At 46.0% G+C, this 18,783-nt stretch carries 14 protein-coding genes and 1 tRNA gene; 9 read left to right on the top strand and 6 right to left on the bottom strand.

The window, feature by feature from the left end; all coding sequences use genetic code 11:
• Positions 1–582: 582 nt before the first annotated feature.
• The 4 genes from RWY97_RS00005 to RWY97_RS00020 form a co-directional block, all read right to left on the bottom strand.
• Positions 583–2,832: a cation:proton antiporter domain-containing protein gene (locus RWY97_RS00005; protein WP_315564895.1), complete on the bottom strand. Its 2,250-nt coding sequence runs from the start codon at positions 2,830–2,832 to the stop codon at positions 583–585.
• 48 nt (positions 2,833–2,880) lie between these two features.
• Positions 2,881–4,104 (bottom strand): peptidase T, encoded by a 1,224-nt coding sequence (pepT, locus tag RWY97_RS00010; protein ID WP_273177935.1) that lies wholly within the window; start codon positions 4,102–4,104, stop codon positions 2,881–2,883.
• Between the two features lie 156 nt (positions 4,105–4,260).
• Positions 4,261–4,334: transfer RNA gene (locus RWY97_RS00015), tRNA-Arg, on the bottom strand.
• 399 nt (positions 4,335–4,733) lie between these two features.
• Positions 4,734–6,452, bottom strand: coding sequence for a DNA polymerase III subunit gamma/tau (locus tag RWY97_RS00020; protein ID WP_315564896.1), 1,719 nt, complete (start codon positions 6,450–6,452; stop codon positions 4,734–4,736).
• An 89-nt stretch (positions 6,453–6,541) separates the two neighbouring features.
• On the opposite strand from RWY97_RS00020, the gene RWY97_RS00025 reads away from it, so the two are divergent.
• The 6 genes from RWY97_RS00025 (at position 6,542) to RWY97_RS00050 (ending at position 11,539) form a co-directional block, all read left to right on the top strand.
• Positions 6,542–6,880 (top strand): FtsB family cell division protein, encoded by a 339-nt coding sequence (locus tag RWY97_RS00025; RefSeq protein WP_314740923.1) that lies wholly within the window; start codon positions 6,542–6,544, stop codon positions 6,878–6,880.
• Positions 6,864–7,292, top strand: coding sequence for a hypothetical protein (locus RWY97_RS00030; RefSeq protein ID WP_314740950.1), 429 nt, complete (start codon positions 6,864–6,866; stop codon positions 7,290–7,292). Before RWY97_RS00025 ends, RWY97_RS00030 begins: the two co-directional genes overlap by 17 nt.
• Before the next feature lie 136 nt (positions 7,293–7,428).
• Entirely contained in the window at positions 7,429–8,244 is an 816-nt protein-coding gene (locus RWY97_RS00035; protein ID WP_273177930.1) for a DUF4369 domain-containing protein, read from the top strand.
• Positions 8,245–8,261: 17 nt separating this feature from the next.
• Entirely contained in the window at positions 8,262–9,593 is a 1,332-nt protein-coding gene (locus RWY97_RS00040; RefSeq protein WP_315564897.1) for a dihydroorotase, read from the top strand.
• On the top strand, positions 9,590–10,759 hold the full coding sequence (locus RWY97_RS00045; RefSeq protein ID WP_315564898.1) for a metallophosphoesterase: 1,170 nt from the start codon (positions 9,590–9,592) through the stop codon (positions 10,757–10,759). The genes RWY97_RS00040 and RWY97_RS00045 overlap by 4 nt, the downstream gene beginning before the upstream one ends.
• A 21-nt stretch (positions 10,760–10,780) precedes the next feature.
• Entirely contained in the window at positions 10,781–11,539 is a 759-nt protein-coding gene (locus tag RWY97_RS00050) for a lysophospholipid acyltransferase family protein (RefSeq protein WP_021583325.1), read from the top strand.
• A gap of 308 nt (positions 11,540–11,847) precedes the next feature.
• Here the strand turns inward: RWY97_RS00050 and RWY97_RS00055 are convergent, their stop codons facing one another.
• Complete coding sequence (locus tag RWY97_RS00055; protein ID WP_315564899.1) at positions 11,848–14,040, bottom strand: tetratricopeptide repeat protein; 2,193 nt, start codon at positions 14,038–14,040, stop codon at positions 11,848–11,850.
• On the bottom strand, positions 14,037–14,945 hold the full coding sequence (locus RWY97_RS00060) for an ABC transporter substrate-binding protein (protein ID WP_024991879.1): 909 nt from the start codon (positions 14,943–14,945) through the stop codon (positions 14,037–14,039). The genes RWY97_RS00055 and RWY97_RS00060 overlap by 4 nt, the downstream gene beginning before the upstream one ends.
• Before the next feature lie 151 nt (positions 14,946–15,096).
• Here RWY97_RS00060 and radA point away from each other — a divergent pair, with 151 nt between their 5' ends.
• The 3 genes from radA to RWY97_RS00075 all read left to right on the top strand — a co-directional run bounded on the left by radA (position 15,097) and on the right by RWY97_RS00075 (position 18,728).
• On the top strand, positions 15,097–16,515 hold the full coding sequence (gene radA / locus RWY97_RS00065) for a DNA repair protein RadA (RefSeq protein WP_315564900.1): 1,419 nt from the start codon (positions 15,097–15,099) through the stop codon (positions 16,513–16,515).
• A 160-nt stretch (positions 16,516–16,675) separates the two neighbouring features.
• Positions 16,676–17,926 carry a phosphoglycerate kinase gene (locus RWY97_RS00070; RefSeq protein ID WP_314740934.1) on the top strand — a complete coding sequence of 417 codons (1,251 nt, stop codon included), beginning with the start codon at positions 16,676–16,678 and terminating at the stop codon, positions 17,924–17,926.
• A 355-nt stretch (positions 17,927–18,281) separates the two neighbouring features.
• Positions 18,282–18,728: a hypothetical protein gene (locus tag RWY97_RS00075; protein ID WP_315564901.1), complete on the top strand. Its 447-nt coding sequence runs from the start codon at positions 18,282–18,284 to the stop codon at positions 18,726–18,728.
• Positions 18,729–18,783 lie beyond the last annotated feature (55 nt).

An 18,783-nucleotide genomic window follows, 5' to 3' on the forward strand; every position in this document is an offset into this window, starting at 1 on the left:
CATCTAAGAAGCACGATGAGAGGTCGTATACTTCTCGACCACTCCTATACGACTGCTGCCCTACTGATCGTATACTGCTCGAAATGATACATCATTTATTACTTTTATACTTCTTATCAACATTGTGTTTTTCCTTTTTAGATGAATTAGATAGGAGTGGATAAACGATAGAAATCGAAAACAGCATCATCGCCTAATTCAAAGTGATGACAGCCCCGATCTATCAGGTAATTGACAACAACATGGCATGTCCATTCCAAAGTGCAACGGAGAACTGTTGGGAAATCTTCCGAACGAGAAAAAATATAGGCTATCCCGACTCAAATCCCCCAGTTTGTATGCTTATTGAGGCGTGTGTCGTAATGGATACCGGATGTCGTGGACTCTCCGCCGATTTCAGCAAATAGACACTACTTCCATTGTGTAACGGTGGGGTAATACACAAATAATAAGAAGAGTTATAAATAAAGTTTTTATATCATTGCTATTCTATATTTCAACAGAATTGCCAGCTTCTCTATTTATCATTCCCCCAAGATTTTCTACAGCTCATTTATAAAACAATGCTCTGCACTAAATATGTCATTCTCCTATCAACTCACGTAATGCGCTTTCCTCACCGACGACCCAAATGATATCGCCTTGCTCAAAACGACGGGCGGGATCAATAAGAGCAAGATTCTCTTGACCTTCTTCTACGCCTATCACCATACAATTATATCGATCTCGGATGCCGCTTTCGCGAAGTGTCTTGCCGATAAACGGACTGGCAGCTGTGAGAATCAACTGGCGCAATTTCATTTCACGCTTCTCGATGTCAGGATCTTCAGCAACCTGCTCGCCTTTGAGTGCCTCACCAAAAGCACGCAACTGGTCGTCATTACCAATGATTTGAATCTTGTCATTAGGAAAGATCACGTTGCTGCCATTAGGTATATTGATGCGCTGTCTACCGCGAAGAATACTACTGATATGCACGCCGAAGCGATTGCGAAACTGTAAGTCACGAAGTGTTTTACCAGTCCACGCCGAGTCTTCGGGCACATCGAAATCTGAGATATGAATGTCTCGATCTAAAAGATGCCCCTCAAAAAGCGGTTTCTTACGACCTTTGACCTGCGCTGCAATATCTCGCGAACGAAGATTCTGTACGAAAACACGCTCGAGCATTATACTGCGACGTTTCAATCCACGCGAAAGCACCATCACGATGATGGCTGCCGCAGCGATACTGATCATCAGTGCATTGGTAAATCGCGTAAGGAAATTGCATATATAGAAAACGAATGCCACAGCGATGGCTATACGCACGAGAATGGTAAAAGTCAATGGGAGACGATTAAGACGGCTTTGCGTCCAAAGAGACTTAAACTCTTCACTATGATTCTTCTTCATTATCATCGCCCGAAGAAACGGAGCAATGAGCCCGACGGTCAACACACCGCACACGCCATTGGCCCACCAATGCGGAAGAATATGCCGAATGAATGGCAGAAAGAAAGTAAACATCAATGCAATCACGGCCGCGCTCAGAATGGAAAAGACCATAACATAAAGCAATAATTGACGAAGAAGTATGCGCCAATTGTTGACTTCCGCCGCCGAAGAATGATGGGCAACGCCGAGATGATTTAGTCTGCGCGTCCATTTTTTTGGCAAGCGTCGCTCAATCTGATTGTAACAAGGCTCCGCAAAACGTATCATATAAGGTGTGAGAAACGTAGTAATGACCGAGACGGCCACCACCACTGGATAAAGAAACCGCCCGATGACACCGAGCGAGAGTCCGAGTGAGGCGATAATAAAGGCAAACTCGCCAATCTGTGCCATCGAAAAGCCACACTTCATCGATGTTTTCAGCGGTTGACCACTTAGCATAAAACCTGCCGTTCCGAATACTCCTTGCCCTAAAAGAATCGTGAGTACGATGATACCGATGGGAAGTGCGTATACTACAAGAATCTTCGGGTCGACCAACATACCGACAGACACGAAGAAAATAGCACCGAAGAAGTTCTTTACCGGCTCTACAAGACGCGTGATCTTATCAGCTTCGATCGTCTCTGCAAGAATACTTCCCATCACAAAAGCGCCGAAAGCACTACTGAATCCGACAGCTGATGAGAAGACAGCCATTGCGCAGCAAAGACCTAAGGAAACAATAATCATTGTCTCATCGCTCATCAGTCGACGTGTACGTCGGAAAAGAATGGGAATAAGGAAAATGCCGATAACAAACCAAAGAACAAGGAAGAAAACGATTTTCAAAACGATACCGGCCATCTGACCGCCATCGGGACTTGATCCGCCGGCTACAGCACTCAGCATCACCATCATCACAATAGCCAGCACATCTTCGAGAATAAGCACGCTCATCACCAATCCTGCAAACCGCTGCTGGCGTAATCCCATATCATCGAAAGCCTTATAGATAATGGTAGTAGACGACATTGCCAACATACCTCCGAGGAAAATACAGTCCATTCGCCCCCACCCAAAAGCATGTCCAACGCTTGTTCCCAGCGTCATCATACAAAAGATGATTGTGAGTGCAGCTATCACGGGGGACATCCCCATCCTGATAATCTTCTTGAAAGAGAAATCCAGTCCGAGCGAAAACAGCAAGAAGATTACGCCGATGTCTGCCCATGTCTGTATATCTGCCTCATCAACGACCGACATCGTATAAGGCATATGAGGCGAAACGACAAATCCTGCAACAATATACCCCAGCACCAACGGCTGCTTGAGACGCTTGAAAATAAGCGTTACGATTCCCGCAACGACCAAAATCAGTGCAAGATCTTTGACCAGGTTTGGCAATTCGGCCATAGAAGAAAGTATAAAGGCCACAGACCAAAGTGTCCGTGGCCGAATGAATTAATCGTTATAAGCAGCGGTGATTTCGCAAATCTTCGTAATTACCTGTACTGCTTTCTCCATCACTTGAATGGAAACAAATTCGTAAGGACCGTGGAAATTCACACCACCGGCAAAGATATTGGGACAGGGAAGCCCCTTGAAACTGAGCTGCGCACCGTCAGTTCCACCGCGAATCGGTTCCACTTTCGGCGGAACCCCACACTCTTGCATCGCCTGCAACACGATTTCGATGACGTGCATATTGGGATCAATCTTTTCTTTCATATTATAATACTGATCTTTCAGCTCAACTTTCACTGTTCCTTCGCCATATTTCCCATTCATCTTACGGGCACATTCTTCAATGAAATCCTTGCGATCTTCAAACCGTTCACGGTCGTGATCACGAATGATATAGGTAAGTTTGGCCTCTTCTGTGCGACTTTCAATGCCCAAGAGATGATAGAATCCCTCGTAACCTTCGGTCGACTCTGGAATCTCCGTATCAGGAATAAGTGCATTAAACTCGCAAGCCAGTCGGTTGGCATTCATCATCTTACCTTTGGCATAGCCCGTATGAACACTCACACCTTTAATATATACCTTAGCACCGGCTGCATTGAAGTTCTCGTATTCTAAGTCTCCAAGATCTCCTCCATCGATAGTATAAGCCCATTGGCAACCGAATCGCTCGACATCGAAATGGTGAGCGCCGCGCCCGATCTCCTCATCGGGATTGAAACCAATGCGTATATCGCCGTGTTTTACCTCGTTGTGGTCGCGCAACCAACACATAGCCTGTACGATTTCTGCAATTCCTGCCTTATCATCGGCACCTAAAAGCGTAGTCCCGTCAGTAACGATGAGATCTTCGCCCACGTGCGACAGTAATTCAGGAAACTTCTCCGGAGACGACACAATACCCGGAGATAACTCGATATCACCGCCGTCATAGGCTTTCACAATGCGCGGTCGGATATTTGCTCCGCTGCAATCGGGACTCGTATCATAGTGAGAAATAAATCCAATCGTAGGTATTTCTTTCTTAGTATTGGCTTTAAGTGTAGCATAAATATAGCCCATCTCGTCCATCTCTACATCACTGAAGCCCTCCATTTCGAGCTCCTTTTTGAGATATTCGGCAAAAATCAACTGTTTTGAAGTACTGGGTACACTCTCCGATTCGTCGTTCGACTGTGTGTCGAATCGCGTGTAATTGATGAATCTTTCTGATAATTCCATAAAGTATTCGTATTTGTTGGTTCTGAAATTCGGTTCAGACACACGTCCTGTTTCACCCGACTCCGATAGCGTCCGGACAAAAGCTGAATTAAAATTTGATTTCGACATTCTTTTGTTCTTCGGCCGGAAGAAAGGAAGAACCCATGTCAAAGAGAGTGACCTCGGCGGGATTCAAACCCGCGATCTCAGGAACCGGAATCCTGCATTCTATTCAGCTGAACTACGAGGCCTTAGTGTTTGCAAATTTAAGAATAAAAAATGATATGAGCAAATCTTTCTACTAAAATATCGATTCTGTATAAAGAGAAACCCTATGGATAGCAAGGACAAATAATATTATATATAATTGAGAACCAAACAGATACTAAGAATCTTGTAAAAGGTCATCAAATGCATTCCAATTAACCGTTAGTCACCGCACATTTAACTATTAATCGCAATGCATTCAATCGTTTACAGACCGTTTATCAAGAGTATCTACCCATATTAAACACAACATCCAGTTTGCAGCTAAATAATCAGTTACCCATTCACGAGCTGTGAGCATATCAACGTATTTACTACAATCTCAACAAGAACTGATGTTGTTCCCCTCTCCATAAAAGAAAGATTAGGAAGTGAAATCACTATCAAGACAATTCTAAACTAAGCAACTCGCTCAACTTTCCGATAGCAGGATTTTTCTGTTTCATCTCTTCAAAGAGTTCGCGTTTGGTCAAAACCTTGCGTACCTCATTTCCTTTGGCCAATCGGATATTTAGCTGAATGTCATCATTATGTAAATTTTTGATCAGCGTCGACCGTATGTCGCCTTTGATTTTATTGATTCCGTCAAGTATCAAATCATTATCCACGACCACTTCCACGTGTGGAAAGGTAGTGATTCGCAGCATCATATTCTTCATTCGAGCTGCAAGACCGGTCATTTCCTGTGGCATTCGGTTGCACATCATCATCCATTGTAATTCCAAAGCATCCTGTGTAAAGGTCTGATGCTCGCCCGTGGTGGTGTCATCTACCGTCTCTTGGGGGTTGACCGCAGTGGAACGCCGACGCAGATCGCTGAAAGTCATTCCCATAGAGCCTAATTTCAGACGCGATCTGGTGGCTAACGACGGTGCAGACGCCGCTATCTCTGAATGGGATTTCTCAACTCCAGCTACCTGTATAGCCGGTTTCGGTTGAGGAATGACAAGGTTTTTGAACAGGGATTTCAATCGTTTGGGGCTATGCCCCGCGCTTTCGTCATCGTCGGGTTGCGTGATCTGCACTACCAGAATCAGCGTCAGCTCCACCAACAGGCGCTTGTTACTGCTCTGCCGATAGTTAATGTCGCAACGATTCATTATTTCCAAAGCCTTATAAAGGAATTGAGTAGGACACTTCTCAGCCTGTTCTCGGTAACGAGCACGTTGTCTTTCACTCACTTCAAGCAGCGGAAGCGTAGCTGAATCCTTAGCCATCAGCACGTTACGAACGTGCGTTGCGAGTCCGTTAATCAGATTCCCACCATCGAATCCTTTACCTATCACGGTGTTTAGGAGCACCATTGTATCACTCACTCGGTTTTGAAGAGCCAGGTCGATGATGCGAAAATAATTGTCACTGTCCAACACATTGAGATCTTCTATCACCTTCTGATAAGTAATATTGCCCTGGCTGAAACTCGCAACTTGATCGAATATCGACAGCGCATCACGCATTCCGCCATCCGCTTTTTCAGCAATCACGTTAAGTGCTTCCTCTTCACAGGCAATACCTTCGCGTTCGGCCACCATTTTAAGATGATTGATGATGCCCTGAACGGTCATCCGCTCAAAGTCGTAAATCTGACAACGGGAGATAATTGTAGGCAAAATCTTGTGCTTCTCAGTTGTTGCGAGAATGAAAATAACGTGTGCTGGCGGTTCTTCAAGTGTTTTCAGAAAAGCGTTGAATGCCGCCGTAGACAGCATATGCACCTCATCGATGATGAAAACTTTATACTTCCCCACTTGCGGTGGTATGCGAGTCTGGTCCATCAGGGCCTTGATGTTCTCGACAGAATTATTACTTGCGGCATCGAGTTCGAAGATGTTGTAAGACCGCTGTTCATTAAATGCCCGGCAACTCTCGCAATGATTGCAAGCCTCTCCGTCTTCGGTGGGTATCAAGCAGTTGATAGCCTTGGCAAAAATACGGGCACAAGTGGTCTTACCTACGCCTCTGGGGCCGCAGAAAAGATAAGCGTGCGCCAGCTTACCGCTCGTTACTGCATTCTTCAAAGTCGTCGTCAGAGCCGACTGACCGACAACAGTGTCGAACGACATAGGGCGATATTTGCGCGCAGAAACAATGTATTCGTTCATATGGAAATGAATTTTTCGAGGCAAAAGTACGTAAAAAAGTCGAGAATCTCGATATTATTTCCTACTTTTGCAACCATAAATCAATCAGAATGAACAATCGTTTTGGCTTTATATGGAGGTTCATCAGTCGTCACAAATACTTGATTGTAGTGGCAATCGGTGTGCTCGTCGTGGGATTTCTCGATGAGAACAGTTTTATGAAACGCATACAATACGAATTACAGATCAATGAATTGGAAGATCAAATCAGCAAATATAAAACGCAACACGAGGCCGATTCCAAGAAACTCAGAGAACTGAGATGCAATCCGAAAGCCATTGAAAAGATTGCACGTGAGCGCTATTTTATGAAAGCTGACAATGAAGACATTTATGTTTTAGATGACGACGAACAACAAACAGATAAGAATGATGAGACAACAGACTAATATTCAGAGTGCCATTTTCCTGATCGGAGGTCTGCTGATGGTGATCGGAGCAGGCTGTTATGTATTTATGTGGCAACAAAAGGTGGTATGCTGGTTTTTCGCCGCAGGCACATTGATGTTTACTTTAATCCAGGCTATGCAGCTGTATGAAGGCAACAACTTCGTGATCAAACGCTTGAAACGCATCCAAGCAGTAGCCGATATCTTCTTTGTTCTATCTGCCATTCTGATGATTGATTCTGCCTATCAGTTTCTTTTGCCGCTTTTCGGAGGGCGCGGAGGCACCGGTTATATGGATTATATACAATATGTGTATAACAAATGGGTATTGTTGCTACTCATTGCAGCCCTTCTCGAGATTTACACTACACATCGGATCGGCAACGAATTGAAGAAAGAAGTTGATCAATAAGCCTGTGTTGCGTATCTCAAACTTACTTTCATAAAAAATACTTAAATGCAAGCAGGAATCAATTAAATAGCATAAAAATCTTTTCTGACATCAATTTTACACATTACCTTTGTGTAGAAGAAGAAGAAAATTGTTTATGAATAAAGTCTTTTACGCTTTTATCTCTTTGCTGACTTTTACCTCCTGCGCGAGTTCTTACAACATACAGGGTTCCTCGAATGTTGCGACATTGGACGGACAGAAGTTGTATTTGAAAGTCCTCAAAGACAATGACTTCAAAAAGATAGACTCTTGCGAGGTGGTTCACGGCATCTTTAGCTTCACCGGTTCGATTGATTCGGCACGTATAGCGAGTATCTTTATGGATGAAGAAAGCGTGCTACCCGTAGTCTTAGAACGTGGAGACATCGTTATCAAGATAGACAATACCCAACAGATTGTAAGCGGAACACCGCTGAACGACAAACTGTTTAAGTTCCTGAATAAATACAATCAGTTGAAGAATCAGGAAGCAGAGCTTGTTCATAAACACGATCAGGCAATTATGGACGGCCTCAATATGGAAGTGGTGAACGCCCGACTAAGTGCCGAGAGCATTGCCATCTCGCAGCAAGAAGACAGCTTAATCACCGGATTCGTCACCGAAAACTTCGATAATGTACTTGGTCCTGGCGTATTTCTAATGGTGACCATCGGTTATCGTTACCCTGAATTGACACCTTGGATAGAAGATATTATGAGTAAAGCAACCGACCATTTCAAAAACGATCCATACGTAAAGGACTATTATAAGAAAGCTCAAGAGAATCAACAGATTATGAACGGAATGAAAGAAGTACCCTCTTCATCTTCCGAACAGGCTGTTCCCGGAGCTTATCCAGACCGTTCCGTATCGCCACAAGCTGCCCCGACACCTAACGAATTGGCCAAACCTGCCGGCGAAGCACAATAACCTAACAAGCCGATCGGATGTCAACACTCATTTATGGCGGCACGATTATCAATGAAGGTAGAGCTTTCGAAGGTTCTATCGAGATTGATAATGACCGCATAATAGCTGTTATGGAAAACGTAAAAACACCCCGTGGTCATTACGATAAATGTGTAGATGCCACGGGATGTTTCGTTCTTCCGGGTATCATCGATGACCATGTGCACTTCCGCGAGCCTGGACTTACATCCAAAGCAGATATCGAGAGCGAGAGCAGAGCTGCTGCCTACGGCGGTGTAACATCATATTTCGAAATGCCGAATACTGTTCCGCAGACAACAACTATCGAGCATTGGGAACAGAAAACAGCTTTGGGCAAGAAGAAAAGTTATGTAAATTATGCTTTCTTCTTCGGTGCGACGAATGACAATTCACTGCTTTTTGAACGCTTAGATCGCCATCGCACACCGGGAATCAAGCTCTTTATGGGTGCAAGTACAGGCAATATGCTTGTAGATCGGCGTGAATCATTGGCTCAAATATTTGAAACAGCTGCCCGAATAGATCTTCCCATAATGACGCATTGCGAAGACACAGAGCTCATTAATCGCAATATGACGGCAATGAAAGCCGTTTATGGCGATGATCCTGAGGTCTTTCTACATCCACAGATACGCTCGGTCGAAGCTTGTTATCAATCTTCTTCTTGGGCCGTTGAACTTGCCAAGACTTACGGTACACGACTGCACGTGGCCCATCTCACCACAGCCAAGGAGTTGGAACTCTTCGGATCAGACAACCGAATCACCGCAGAAGTTGTAATAGCACACCTCAATTTCACCGCCGAAGACTATCTATCAAAAGGTGCTTTGATTAAATGTAACCCAGCAGTGAAATCTACTGCTGACCGTGAAGCACTTCGGCAGGCCCTTACCGATGGTCGGATTACCGTTGTCGGGACCGATCACGCACCGCATTCGATGCAAGACAAGCAGGGTGGATGCTGTAAAGCAGCATCGGGAATGCCGATGATCCAATTCTCATTGGTCACAATGTTGGAATTGGTCGACGGCGGCATACTTTCTATCGAGCGGTTAGTCGAATTGATGTGCCACAATCCAGCCCGCCTATTCGAGGTGCGCGAGCGTGGGTATCTGCGCCCAAACTACAAGGCAGATATCACCATCGTACAGCCAAATAGGCCGTGGACTGTGAGTGAAGAGATAATTCAGAGTAAATGTAAATGGAGTCCTATGACCGGGCATTGCTATCAATGGCAAGTGCGACAGACGTTTTGCAACGGTCGATTGCTTTACAACGACGGCATATTTGATACCGATTGCCGCGGAGAGGAGATTGCATTCAGATGATTGCACGAATTTTCATACCGATAATATTGGCTATTGTATTGCCGGATTTGTATTTCGATCTCCATTATCTGCGCCGTTCCTCGTGGCGAATTTGGTGGAAACGGCTGTTGTGGTGGCTGCCTTCGATAGGTCTTTTGGGATATACCGTGGCATTGGCATCCATCCGCAACTTCGCACCTGATGATCTTTTTTGGCTTAATCTCTATCTGTTTCTCGTCGGATCGATCGTTACCCCCAAAGCCATTTTTGCCTTTTGCTCCGGTCTCGGACTGCTATACTGCCGGCTGACACACACGCGCAACAATTGGGGTAACCTCGTTGCACCACCACTCTGTCTCTTTTCTCTATACATATTAATATATGGATCCACACTCGGTTTCCGCAAATTGGAAGTCCGCCACGTAGACATCTATTCGCGGGAACTGCCCAAAGCTTTCGACGGTTATCGTATTGCGCAGTTCACCGATGCCCATGTGGGCACACTGACGGGCAACAAATACAAGATGCTTACGCGTGTTATCGACAGCCTTAACGCGCAAAACGCAGACGCAATCGTCTTTACCGGCGACTTGCAGAATATGCAACCGTCTGAGCTTTACCCCGTTCAAGACCTTCTGAAATCACTACACGCCAAAGACGGTGTATTTTCCGTGCTCGGCAATCACGATTACAGCCAATATATCAAAGCCGATCCGGCTGTGAAAGCGGCCAACGAACGAGAAGTGATTTCGCGTGAACGACAGTTCGGTTGGACAGTGCTCTTGAACGAACACCATACGATACGCCGCGGGAAAGACTCTCTCGTGATAGCCGGAGAAGAGAATGACGGCTTACCGCCGTTCCCCGATCGGGGCGACATCAACAAGACTTTAGAAGGCATTTCACCCTCAGCTTATGTCGTGATGTTGCAACACGACCCCTCGGCTTGGCGTCGCTCGATTCTCCCCAAATCGCAAGTGCAACTCACATTGAGCGGTCATACCCACGGCGGCCAAATCCAATTGTTCGGTCTCAGACCCACAATGCTAACCAGTAAAGAAGACTACGGACTCTATCTCGACGGCAACCGCGCACTTTATGTGTCGGCAGGCATCGGCGGACTGATTCCTTTTCGCTTCGGCATTCCGGGCGAAATCGCCGTCATTACGTTGCATAAACTCCAATAACCCGTACCAAATCTTCCGACAATGAGATACCTCTATCGCATTTATCAGCTTTTTTTTGCTTTCCCCGTTATCATTCTTTACACTATCTTCACAGCCTTGATCGTAGTTATCGGGTGTACGATCGGCAGCGGACACTTCTGGGGTTACTATCCCGGTAAGTGGTGGGCGTGGCTCATTGTACGCGTTCTGCTGTTACCGGTGACGGTAGAGGGGCGCGAGAATTTGGTCAAAGGACAGTCGTATGTCTTTGTGAGTAACCACCAGGGAGCTTTCGACATCTTCCTGATTTACGGTTTCTTAGGACGTAACTTCAAATGGATGATGAAGCGCCAGCTACGCAACGTGCCTTTTGTGGGCATCGCCTGTCAGGCCGCCCACCACATTTTCGTAGACAAACGAGGCCCGAGCAAGATTAGACAAACCTACGAACAAGCACGCAAAACATTGAAAAACGGAATGTCTTTGGTTGTTTTCCCCGAGGGGGCACGCACCTTTACAGGTCATATGGGTACCTTCCGCCGCGGCGCTTTTATGTTGGCCGACGAGCTGCAATTGCCCGTTGTTCCCATTACCATCAACGGTTCGTTCGACGTAATGCCTCGAACACGCGACCTGAAATGGGTAATTCGGCATCCGCTCAGGCTCACCATTCACCGTCCTATTCCTCCTATCGGACAGGGAATCGATAATATCAAGAATACCGAAAACCGCAGTTACGCTGCCATTATGTCCGGTCTCGTTCCCGAATATCAAGGCTTCGAGAAGAATCCCGACCAATAACAACAACACTCTTTACAAGAGTTGTCTGACACTCTAAATTCTTTTGCAAAAAGGAAAAAAGCAAAAAATGAAATTCATTTGTATTTCATTGAGAATCAACTATATATAAATTTCGTCACGAAAAGCCATTAAACGTATCGCATTTAACGGTTAAATACTTCGCGTTTAATCGTTAAATACACAACGATTCACCATTACTTGCTTTGCAAGTAATGGTGAATCATAATATAAATAATAAATTATTGATAGTCAATAAGATATAAAACCAATGACGTTTTTCTTTCCTTTGCTCCTCAATCCCTATGAAACTATGAATCAACAATATCTTCCATTAACCTGATATCGGTATCGGAAATATTGTTGCGGGTAAGCAACGGGAGGTCATCGGCAAAGGCAGCGGCTATCGTTACAACGCTGACCGAATCACGAGTAACTGTTTTTTGCACATACATTTTAAACAAATCGGCAGCAGCAGAAACTTTTCCGACAAACCATTTGCAGTAACCGGCATTCAGATAATCGGCGTCTTCTGCCTCGGCAGACGCCAGAAGGTCATCGTAAATGGGCTCAGCTTGAGACGGTTTGCATAGAAACATCTGCCCCCAAGCTATCGCCCGACGAATATTTTTATCGTCGGGGAAGTCAAGATTCAGGCGAAACAGTCCGTTGACTCCTTGTTCGGCAGCCCCACTGTTGATTTGAGAGATGGCAAGATTCAGCGCGTAATGCTTATTGTCTGGCTGTTTCTCCAACAAAGCAGAATAGCCTTTCACGGCCGACTCGAAGTCACCGCAATGGAAATCTGCCTGCGCCAGTCCTCGCAAAGCCCGCAAATTGTCGGGCTCTTTATCGAGAATCTGCGCATAAAAAGCCTGTGCATCTGTATAATGTCCATAATGAACGGCCAACGTCGCACGTATGAAAAGGTCTTCAACAATGCCTGGTTCCACATAGCGGTCACACACTTCTGAGGCCGCCTCATAGTGTTTTCGCTTCAAAAGAAAGCCTTTCAGCTGACGTGCTTCACATAAAAGAACATCTCGCTTGAAAGCATCGTTGAGAAAAAAGAGGGCATTCCACGTGGGTGACTCGCATTCAAAAGGATTCCGAAAGTCATCTCGATAAGGGTAAACACGAAAAAAACGGTAGAGATCTTGCAGATAAGTGCGCCGGATATAAGCTGCGCTACCAGTGTCTAAACCACTGTCGACAGCCCCCATCGTCTCTCCGCTATTAAGCATTTCGCGTACATTAGCAGGCAGTTTGTCGATAATGGTAGACAGAGCGAGTGCAAACGAGTATTTATCCGAGTCGCAAAAAGGTCCTTTGAGCAGCAAAACGGCCATAAATTTATAATCTTTCAGCTGTTCATTCACACTCTGCAAGGCGGGATGATCGACATAAAACGGACAGAACCAATTGCTTAACGTGCCAAAAAACGGGAATCGCTTCATTTGCGAAAAACCGCCGAAATAGATGTCGGCACCGGCTCTTTGCATATCGGCCATACGTTTGAAGCTGCCTTCCACTTCCTCCATTGCACGATCGGCAGCTCCGGGATCAAGAATGTCCTGCATCGGATCTTCTTCTTTCTCTTTGATTCCGAAACGCGTAATCTGCAAATGATTGTTCTTCATTAAATTCGGAATGATGTCGTGTTGCAGTCTGTCGTTGTCGCGTTCAGCATTGAGACAATGAAATACTTGCATCTGCAACTCCAGCAAGTCGCGGCGAACAGCCTCGTCCTTACAAAGCTCCGATACCTTATCCCATAGTGGGCGGAACACCCGATGCAGCTTTTCAGGCAAGGCAAATACCCACCCCACAAGCGCGCGCTGGCGTATATGCTCGTCGGAAGTATTGCAATATACTGCCATCAAAGTCATCACCTTGCGAATATCGAAGACGTTCATTGCCGACAACATCACAGCACTCACCAACAGTTGGGCATCATTTGCATCGATGGTCGGCGACAGAAGAAGCTGCTCGAAACCCTCGGCCGTATCGCTATCCCATTGCGGTGAGACGAGAACGGCATTAAACAACCCTTCGATATACGTTTGATGGGTCGAGTAGATATCGCTTTTCGTCGATTGACCGACAGCTTCCGGTTCCAGGGATAACATCGTTACATCTTGCACGAAACCTTCAAGTCGGCGGCGGATGTCATCAGGATGCAGACTGACAGGTGGCACAACAGTAGCAGCCAAACGATAAGCCTGACTCTCTTGAACCTTGACTGACACACGCAGATAGCCCCACACACGATACAACTTGCGCAACATACCCTCGTAAAGCATCGCCCGTTTATCGTCGTGATAACCTTTCAGCATAAAGTCTTTCATCAATTCATAATCCTGACTCACACTTTCCAATACGCCGGAAACAGCAGGATCGGGTCTGTCGGTTACGAACTGTTGCAGCAAACGCAATGCTTTGCCTACATTCTCGCCATCGAGTAAGGCAGCTTCTATCCTTTTCAGAGATTCCGTTTCACTCATTGTTTATCTTTCTGTGCACGTAAAATATCTTGGGAGCGAGGCTTTACCGCGTGTTCAAAACGCATCTTCGGTAAAGCCTTTATAGTCTTCTTATCGGCGCCACAATACTTCATTACCAAATCAGAATAATGTTGCAACCCTTTCTCATTAAGCGAATCGCAGGCCATATTATACGCTTTGATGAAAGCCTGAATCTGTTTTCGGCGGCGCACATCGCGCATTGCTGCTGTCCGGAAAGCAATAACACCGAAACGAAGACCCTTATCTCTGCTGTCCATCAACACGGGATGGCGGTATAATCGGGCGGTAGTGGCCTGCGGTTCGGTAAGCAACATCGCGTCCATCTCATTGTTGAGCAACATTCGCAAGCGGATATGCACATCGTTGATTTGCACACGAAAGACATCGTATTTGGGCTTGGCGCTGTCTATGGCAAGGTCGGCTAAATAATCGGTAGCCGAAAAACGGGTCATCGCAATCATCTTATCCGATAACTGCTTCAGTTCTTTCACACGCGCCAGACGATTACTCACCAATTGCCAATAAGCATTTGTGGCAGCGACATACGTCAACGGCGTTCCCCGTTTCTTTATACGCTCAGCGCGAACAAGGTCGGTCACCGAGCCTTCTATACTGCTTCCGATGAGCGCCGTATCGCAATCCATCTGCGCATTCCAACGTCGCAGTCGGACATCTACGTTCAACGTATCGAACAATCGGCGCTCTTTGGCCAAGAAAATCGGCATCCCATCCAAGGTGGGCAGCACCGCCACTTTCAACGCCAACGAGTCTTCGGTTTTCAGTCTTGCCTTTTCTGCCTTCGAGAGTCGCTGCTTTTCGTCATACGACTGACCGCAAGACGCAATGAGAACAAGCGCTGTGAAGAGTGTGCAAAGATATTTCATCCGCTTTTATTTATCCAAAGAAGGGCGCCCAGCGTATTGAAAACACGAGTCGCCCTTCCGAGTTTCTATTCATTAAATGTGCAATATTAGCATCTGCAAAAGTACGAATTCTTTTTTGTGTTACAAAATTTATTCGTACTTTTGTCTCGTTATGGCAAAAGACAAGATTGCTTATGTCTGCTCGAATTGCGGACAAGAATCGTCCAAATGGATAGGAAAATGCCCGAGTTGCGGCCAATGGAACACTTTCAAAGAGATTCGCATAGCCGGCGACACGAGCTCGATGGCGGCCAAGACAGCTGCTCACTCGGTGTTGAGTCACGCCGAATCAGCGCACAAAAACCGTCCGACAGTGCTCCGTAATATCTCAGCACAAGACGAACCACGCATAGATATGCACGACGAAGAGCTGAATCGTGTTCTCGGAGGCGGCTTGGTACACGGTTCCATCGTGCTTTTGGGAGGCGAACCGGGTATCGGAAAGAGTACGCTTACGCTGCAAACGATTCTTCATTTACCCGAAAAGCGAATCCTATATGTAAGCGGCGAGGAGAGTGCTCACCAACTAAAGTTGCGCGCCGACCGCATTACCGCACATTTGCCACAGGCCGACAACGCAGCGACAGACAATGTATTGATACTCTGCGAGACATCGTTGGAGCGCATTTTCGAACACATCCGCGACGTCAAACCTGAACTTCTCATCATCGACAGCATTCAGACCATTGCTACGGAAGATGTGGATAGTTCGCCGGGAAGCATCACCCAAGTGCGCGAATGTGCTTCGGCACTACTCCGTTTTGCTAAAACGAGTGGCATCCCGGTGCTGCTCATCGGCCATATCACCAAAGAAGGGACCCTGGCCGGTCCCAAAATCTTAGAACATATCGTAGATACAGTCATCCAATTCGAGGGCGATCAGCATTATATGTACCGCATTCTGCGCAGCATCAAGAATCGATTTGGCTCTACTTCGGAGTTAGGCATCTATGAAATGCAGCAGACCGGCTTGCGCCAAGTAAACAATCCGAGCGAACTTCTGCTCACGCCTGACCGCGAAGAGGGACTCAGCGGCATTGCTATCAGCAGTGCCATCGAGGGTGTCAGACCGTTCTTAGTGGAAACACAAGCTTTAGTTTCGTCAGCGGCTTACGGTACGCCGCAGCGCTCGGCAACAGGTTTCGATCAGCGAAGACTCAATATGCTGCTCGCAGTTCTCGAAAAACGCGTGGGCTTCAAGCTGATGCAGAAAGATGTTTTCATCAATATCGCCGGCGGACTACGCGTAACCGATCTCGCGATGGATCTCAGTATCATCGCCGCCGTGTTGTCAAGCAACGTCGATACAGCCATTGAAGCGGGCTGGTGTATGGCCGGTGAGGTTGGACTCAGCGGCGAAGTACGTCCCGTTAACCGCATTGAGCAACGCGTGGCAGAAGCCGAAAAGTTAGGATTTACCGATATGATTATCCCGAAATACAATCTCGGCGGATTCGATTCCAAAAAATATAACATCCATCTCCACTCCGTTCGCAAAGTGGAAGAAGCTCTACGCATACTTTTCGGATAACCGGCACGCGGGCATATTGCCCTCATTCGACGACAGCCAACACGCCATTCGGGACAAAAAACAAAAATTCCCGGCCTCAGAAACCGCAATCTCTCATCTTTTTCGTAATTTTGCAGATGATTAAAGCGTATTTTTCAAATTTATAAATCAATAAGTTTATATGAAGATCGATCAATTCAACTTTGCCGGAAAAAAGGCAATCGTCCGCGTAGATTTCAATGTTCCCTTGGACGAAAATGGTAATGTGACAGATGATACCCGCATCCGTGGTGCATTACCTACACTGAAAAAGATTCTGTCTGACGGCGGTTCGGTGATTATGATGAGTCATATGGGCAAGCCGAAAGGCAAAGTTAACCCCAAATTTTCACTCTCACAGATCGTCGGAAAAGTGTCCGAGCGTCTCGGTGTCGACGTCAAATTCGCTGACGATTGCGCCAATGCCTCTGCCGCAGCCGCCGCATTGAAGCCCGGCGAAGCGTTGCTACTCGAAAACTTGCGGTTCTATGCCGAAGAGGAAGGTAAGCCCGTGGGCGTCGAAAAAGGCACACCCGAATACGATGCCGCCAAGAAAGAGATGAAAGACAAACAAAAAGCATTTGCCCAAAAACTCGCATCCTATGCCGATGTTTACGTAAACGATGCCTTCGGGACGGCTCACCGCAAACACGCTTCGACTGCGGTCATCGCCGATTTCTTCACTCCCGACGCTAAAATGTTGGGCTTCTTGATGGAAAAAGAAGTAACAGCCATCAATAATGTGTTGAAGAACGCACAGCATCCTTTCACCGCAATCATCGGTGGAAGCAAAGTAAGCTCTAAGTTGGGCGTAATTAAAAACCTGCTCGACAAGGTGGATAACCTCATCATCGGAGGCGGAATGGGCTATACATTCGTCAAAGCTCAGGGCGGCCATATCGGCAATTCTCTCCACGAAGACGACCTGATGCCCGAGGCTCTTAATGTTATCGCCGCAGCCAAAGAGAAAGGCGTGAACCTCAGTTTGTCTGTGGCTACGGTGGCAGCCGACCGCTTTGCCAACGACGCCAACCGCAAGGCGGTACCCATCGAAAACATCCCCGACGGCTGGGAAGGTATGGATGCCTCTGAGCAATCACTCGAAATCTGGAAGAAAATCATCCTCGAGTCCAAGACAATCCTATGGAATGGTCCCGTGGGTGTATTCGAGTTTGAGAACTTCGCACACGGAACGGGCGAAATAGCCAAGTATGTTGCCGAGGCAACACAGCAAAACGGTGCCTACTCTTTGGTAGGTGGCGGCGATTCGGTAGCGGCTGTCAACAAGTTCGGTTTGGCCGATAAGGTTTCTTATGTGTCCACAGGCGGCGGTGCAATGCTCGAAGCCATTGAAGGAAAGGTGCTTCCCGGCGTTGCAGCTATTGAAAAATAACCTCGTCATCAGATAAGAAAATTAAGGAGGAAGATTCAAAAGTCTTCCTCTTTTTTTCGTTTCCGCCCAATCCTCCGCCCTCACTCACTACGCCCCTCCTGACGATTCCCTTTCCAATTAACCTCTTTCGGTGCTGCGAAAAGCCGTTAAACGGCGCACGAGTAAGCGTTAAATACAAAGTAAAAAGCATCTAATTGTAGAACGAATTATACCTTACTGATTTTCAAGCGAATGTAACCTCAACTTTCCTAAATCTTTTTCTAACAAAAAAATTACGAAAATTTAGAAGTAATTCATTTTTTTACTATATTTGCAACATCAACGATCGCCTGCATATTAAAGAAAGAACTAACAAATGAAAAAATTTATCTTGTTAATGGTATGCACTTGTGTTGCAACCCTAAGCTTTATCAGTTGTTCGGATAGTGATAAAGACAAAGTGCCCGAAGAACTCACCGAATATTTTTGGAGACTAAACGCTTACATTTATAAAGATAACAATCCTAAGGAGATTCAATGGGTCAACTGGCAAGAAGAAAAATACACGCTCACACTCCATCGTGACGGAACGATGGAAGGAAAATGCCTTGACCACCAAATAGCAGGAAGATTCAGCGTCAGCGACAATAAAATTCGGTTTTATGACATAAAAGGAATCGTAGAGAACAATACCGATAAGCCCGGCCATTATTTTGAATCTCACTTGAAAGATGTGTATACTTATAAAACAGAAGGGTATTATTTAAAACTTTACTATTCGGATAATGAGTGTTTATATTTCATTACAGGTTTTCTAAAATAGCTAATATTATGAGATTGTTACGAATAACTACTTTATGTCTCAGTTTGTCAATCTG

Source organism: Hoylesella pleuritidis, assembly GCF_963541955.1.
Classification (GTDB): Bacteria; Bacteroidota; Bacteroidia; order Bacteroidales; family Bacteroidaceae; genus Prevotella; species Prevotella pleuritidis.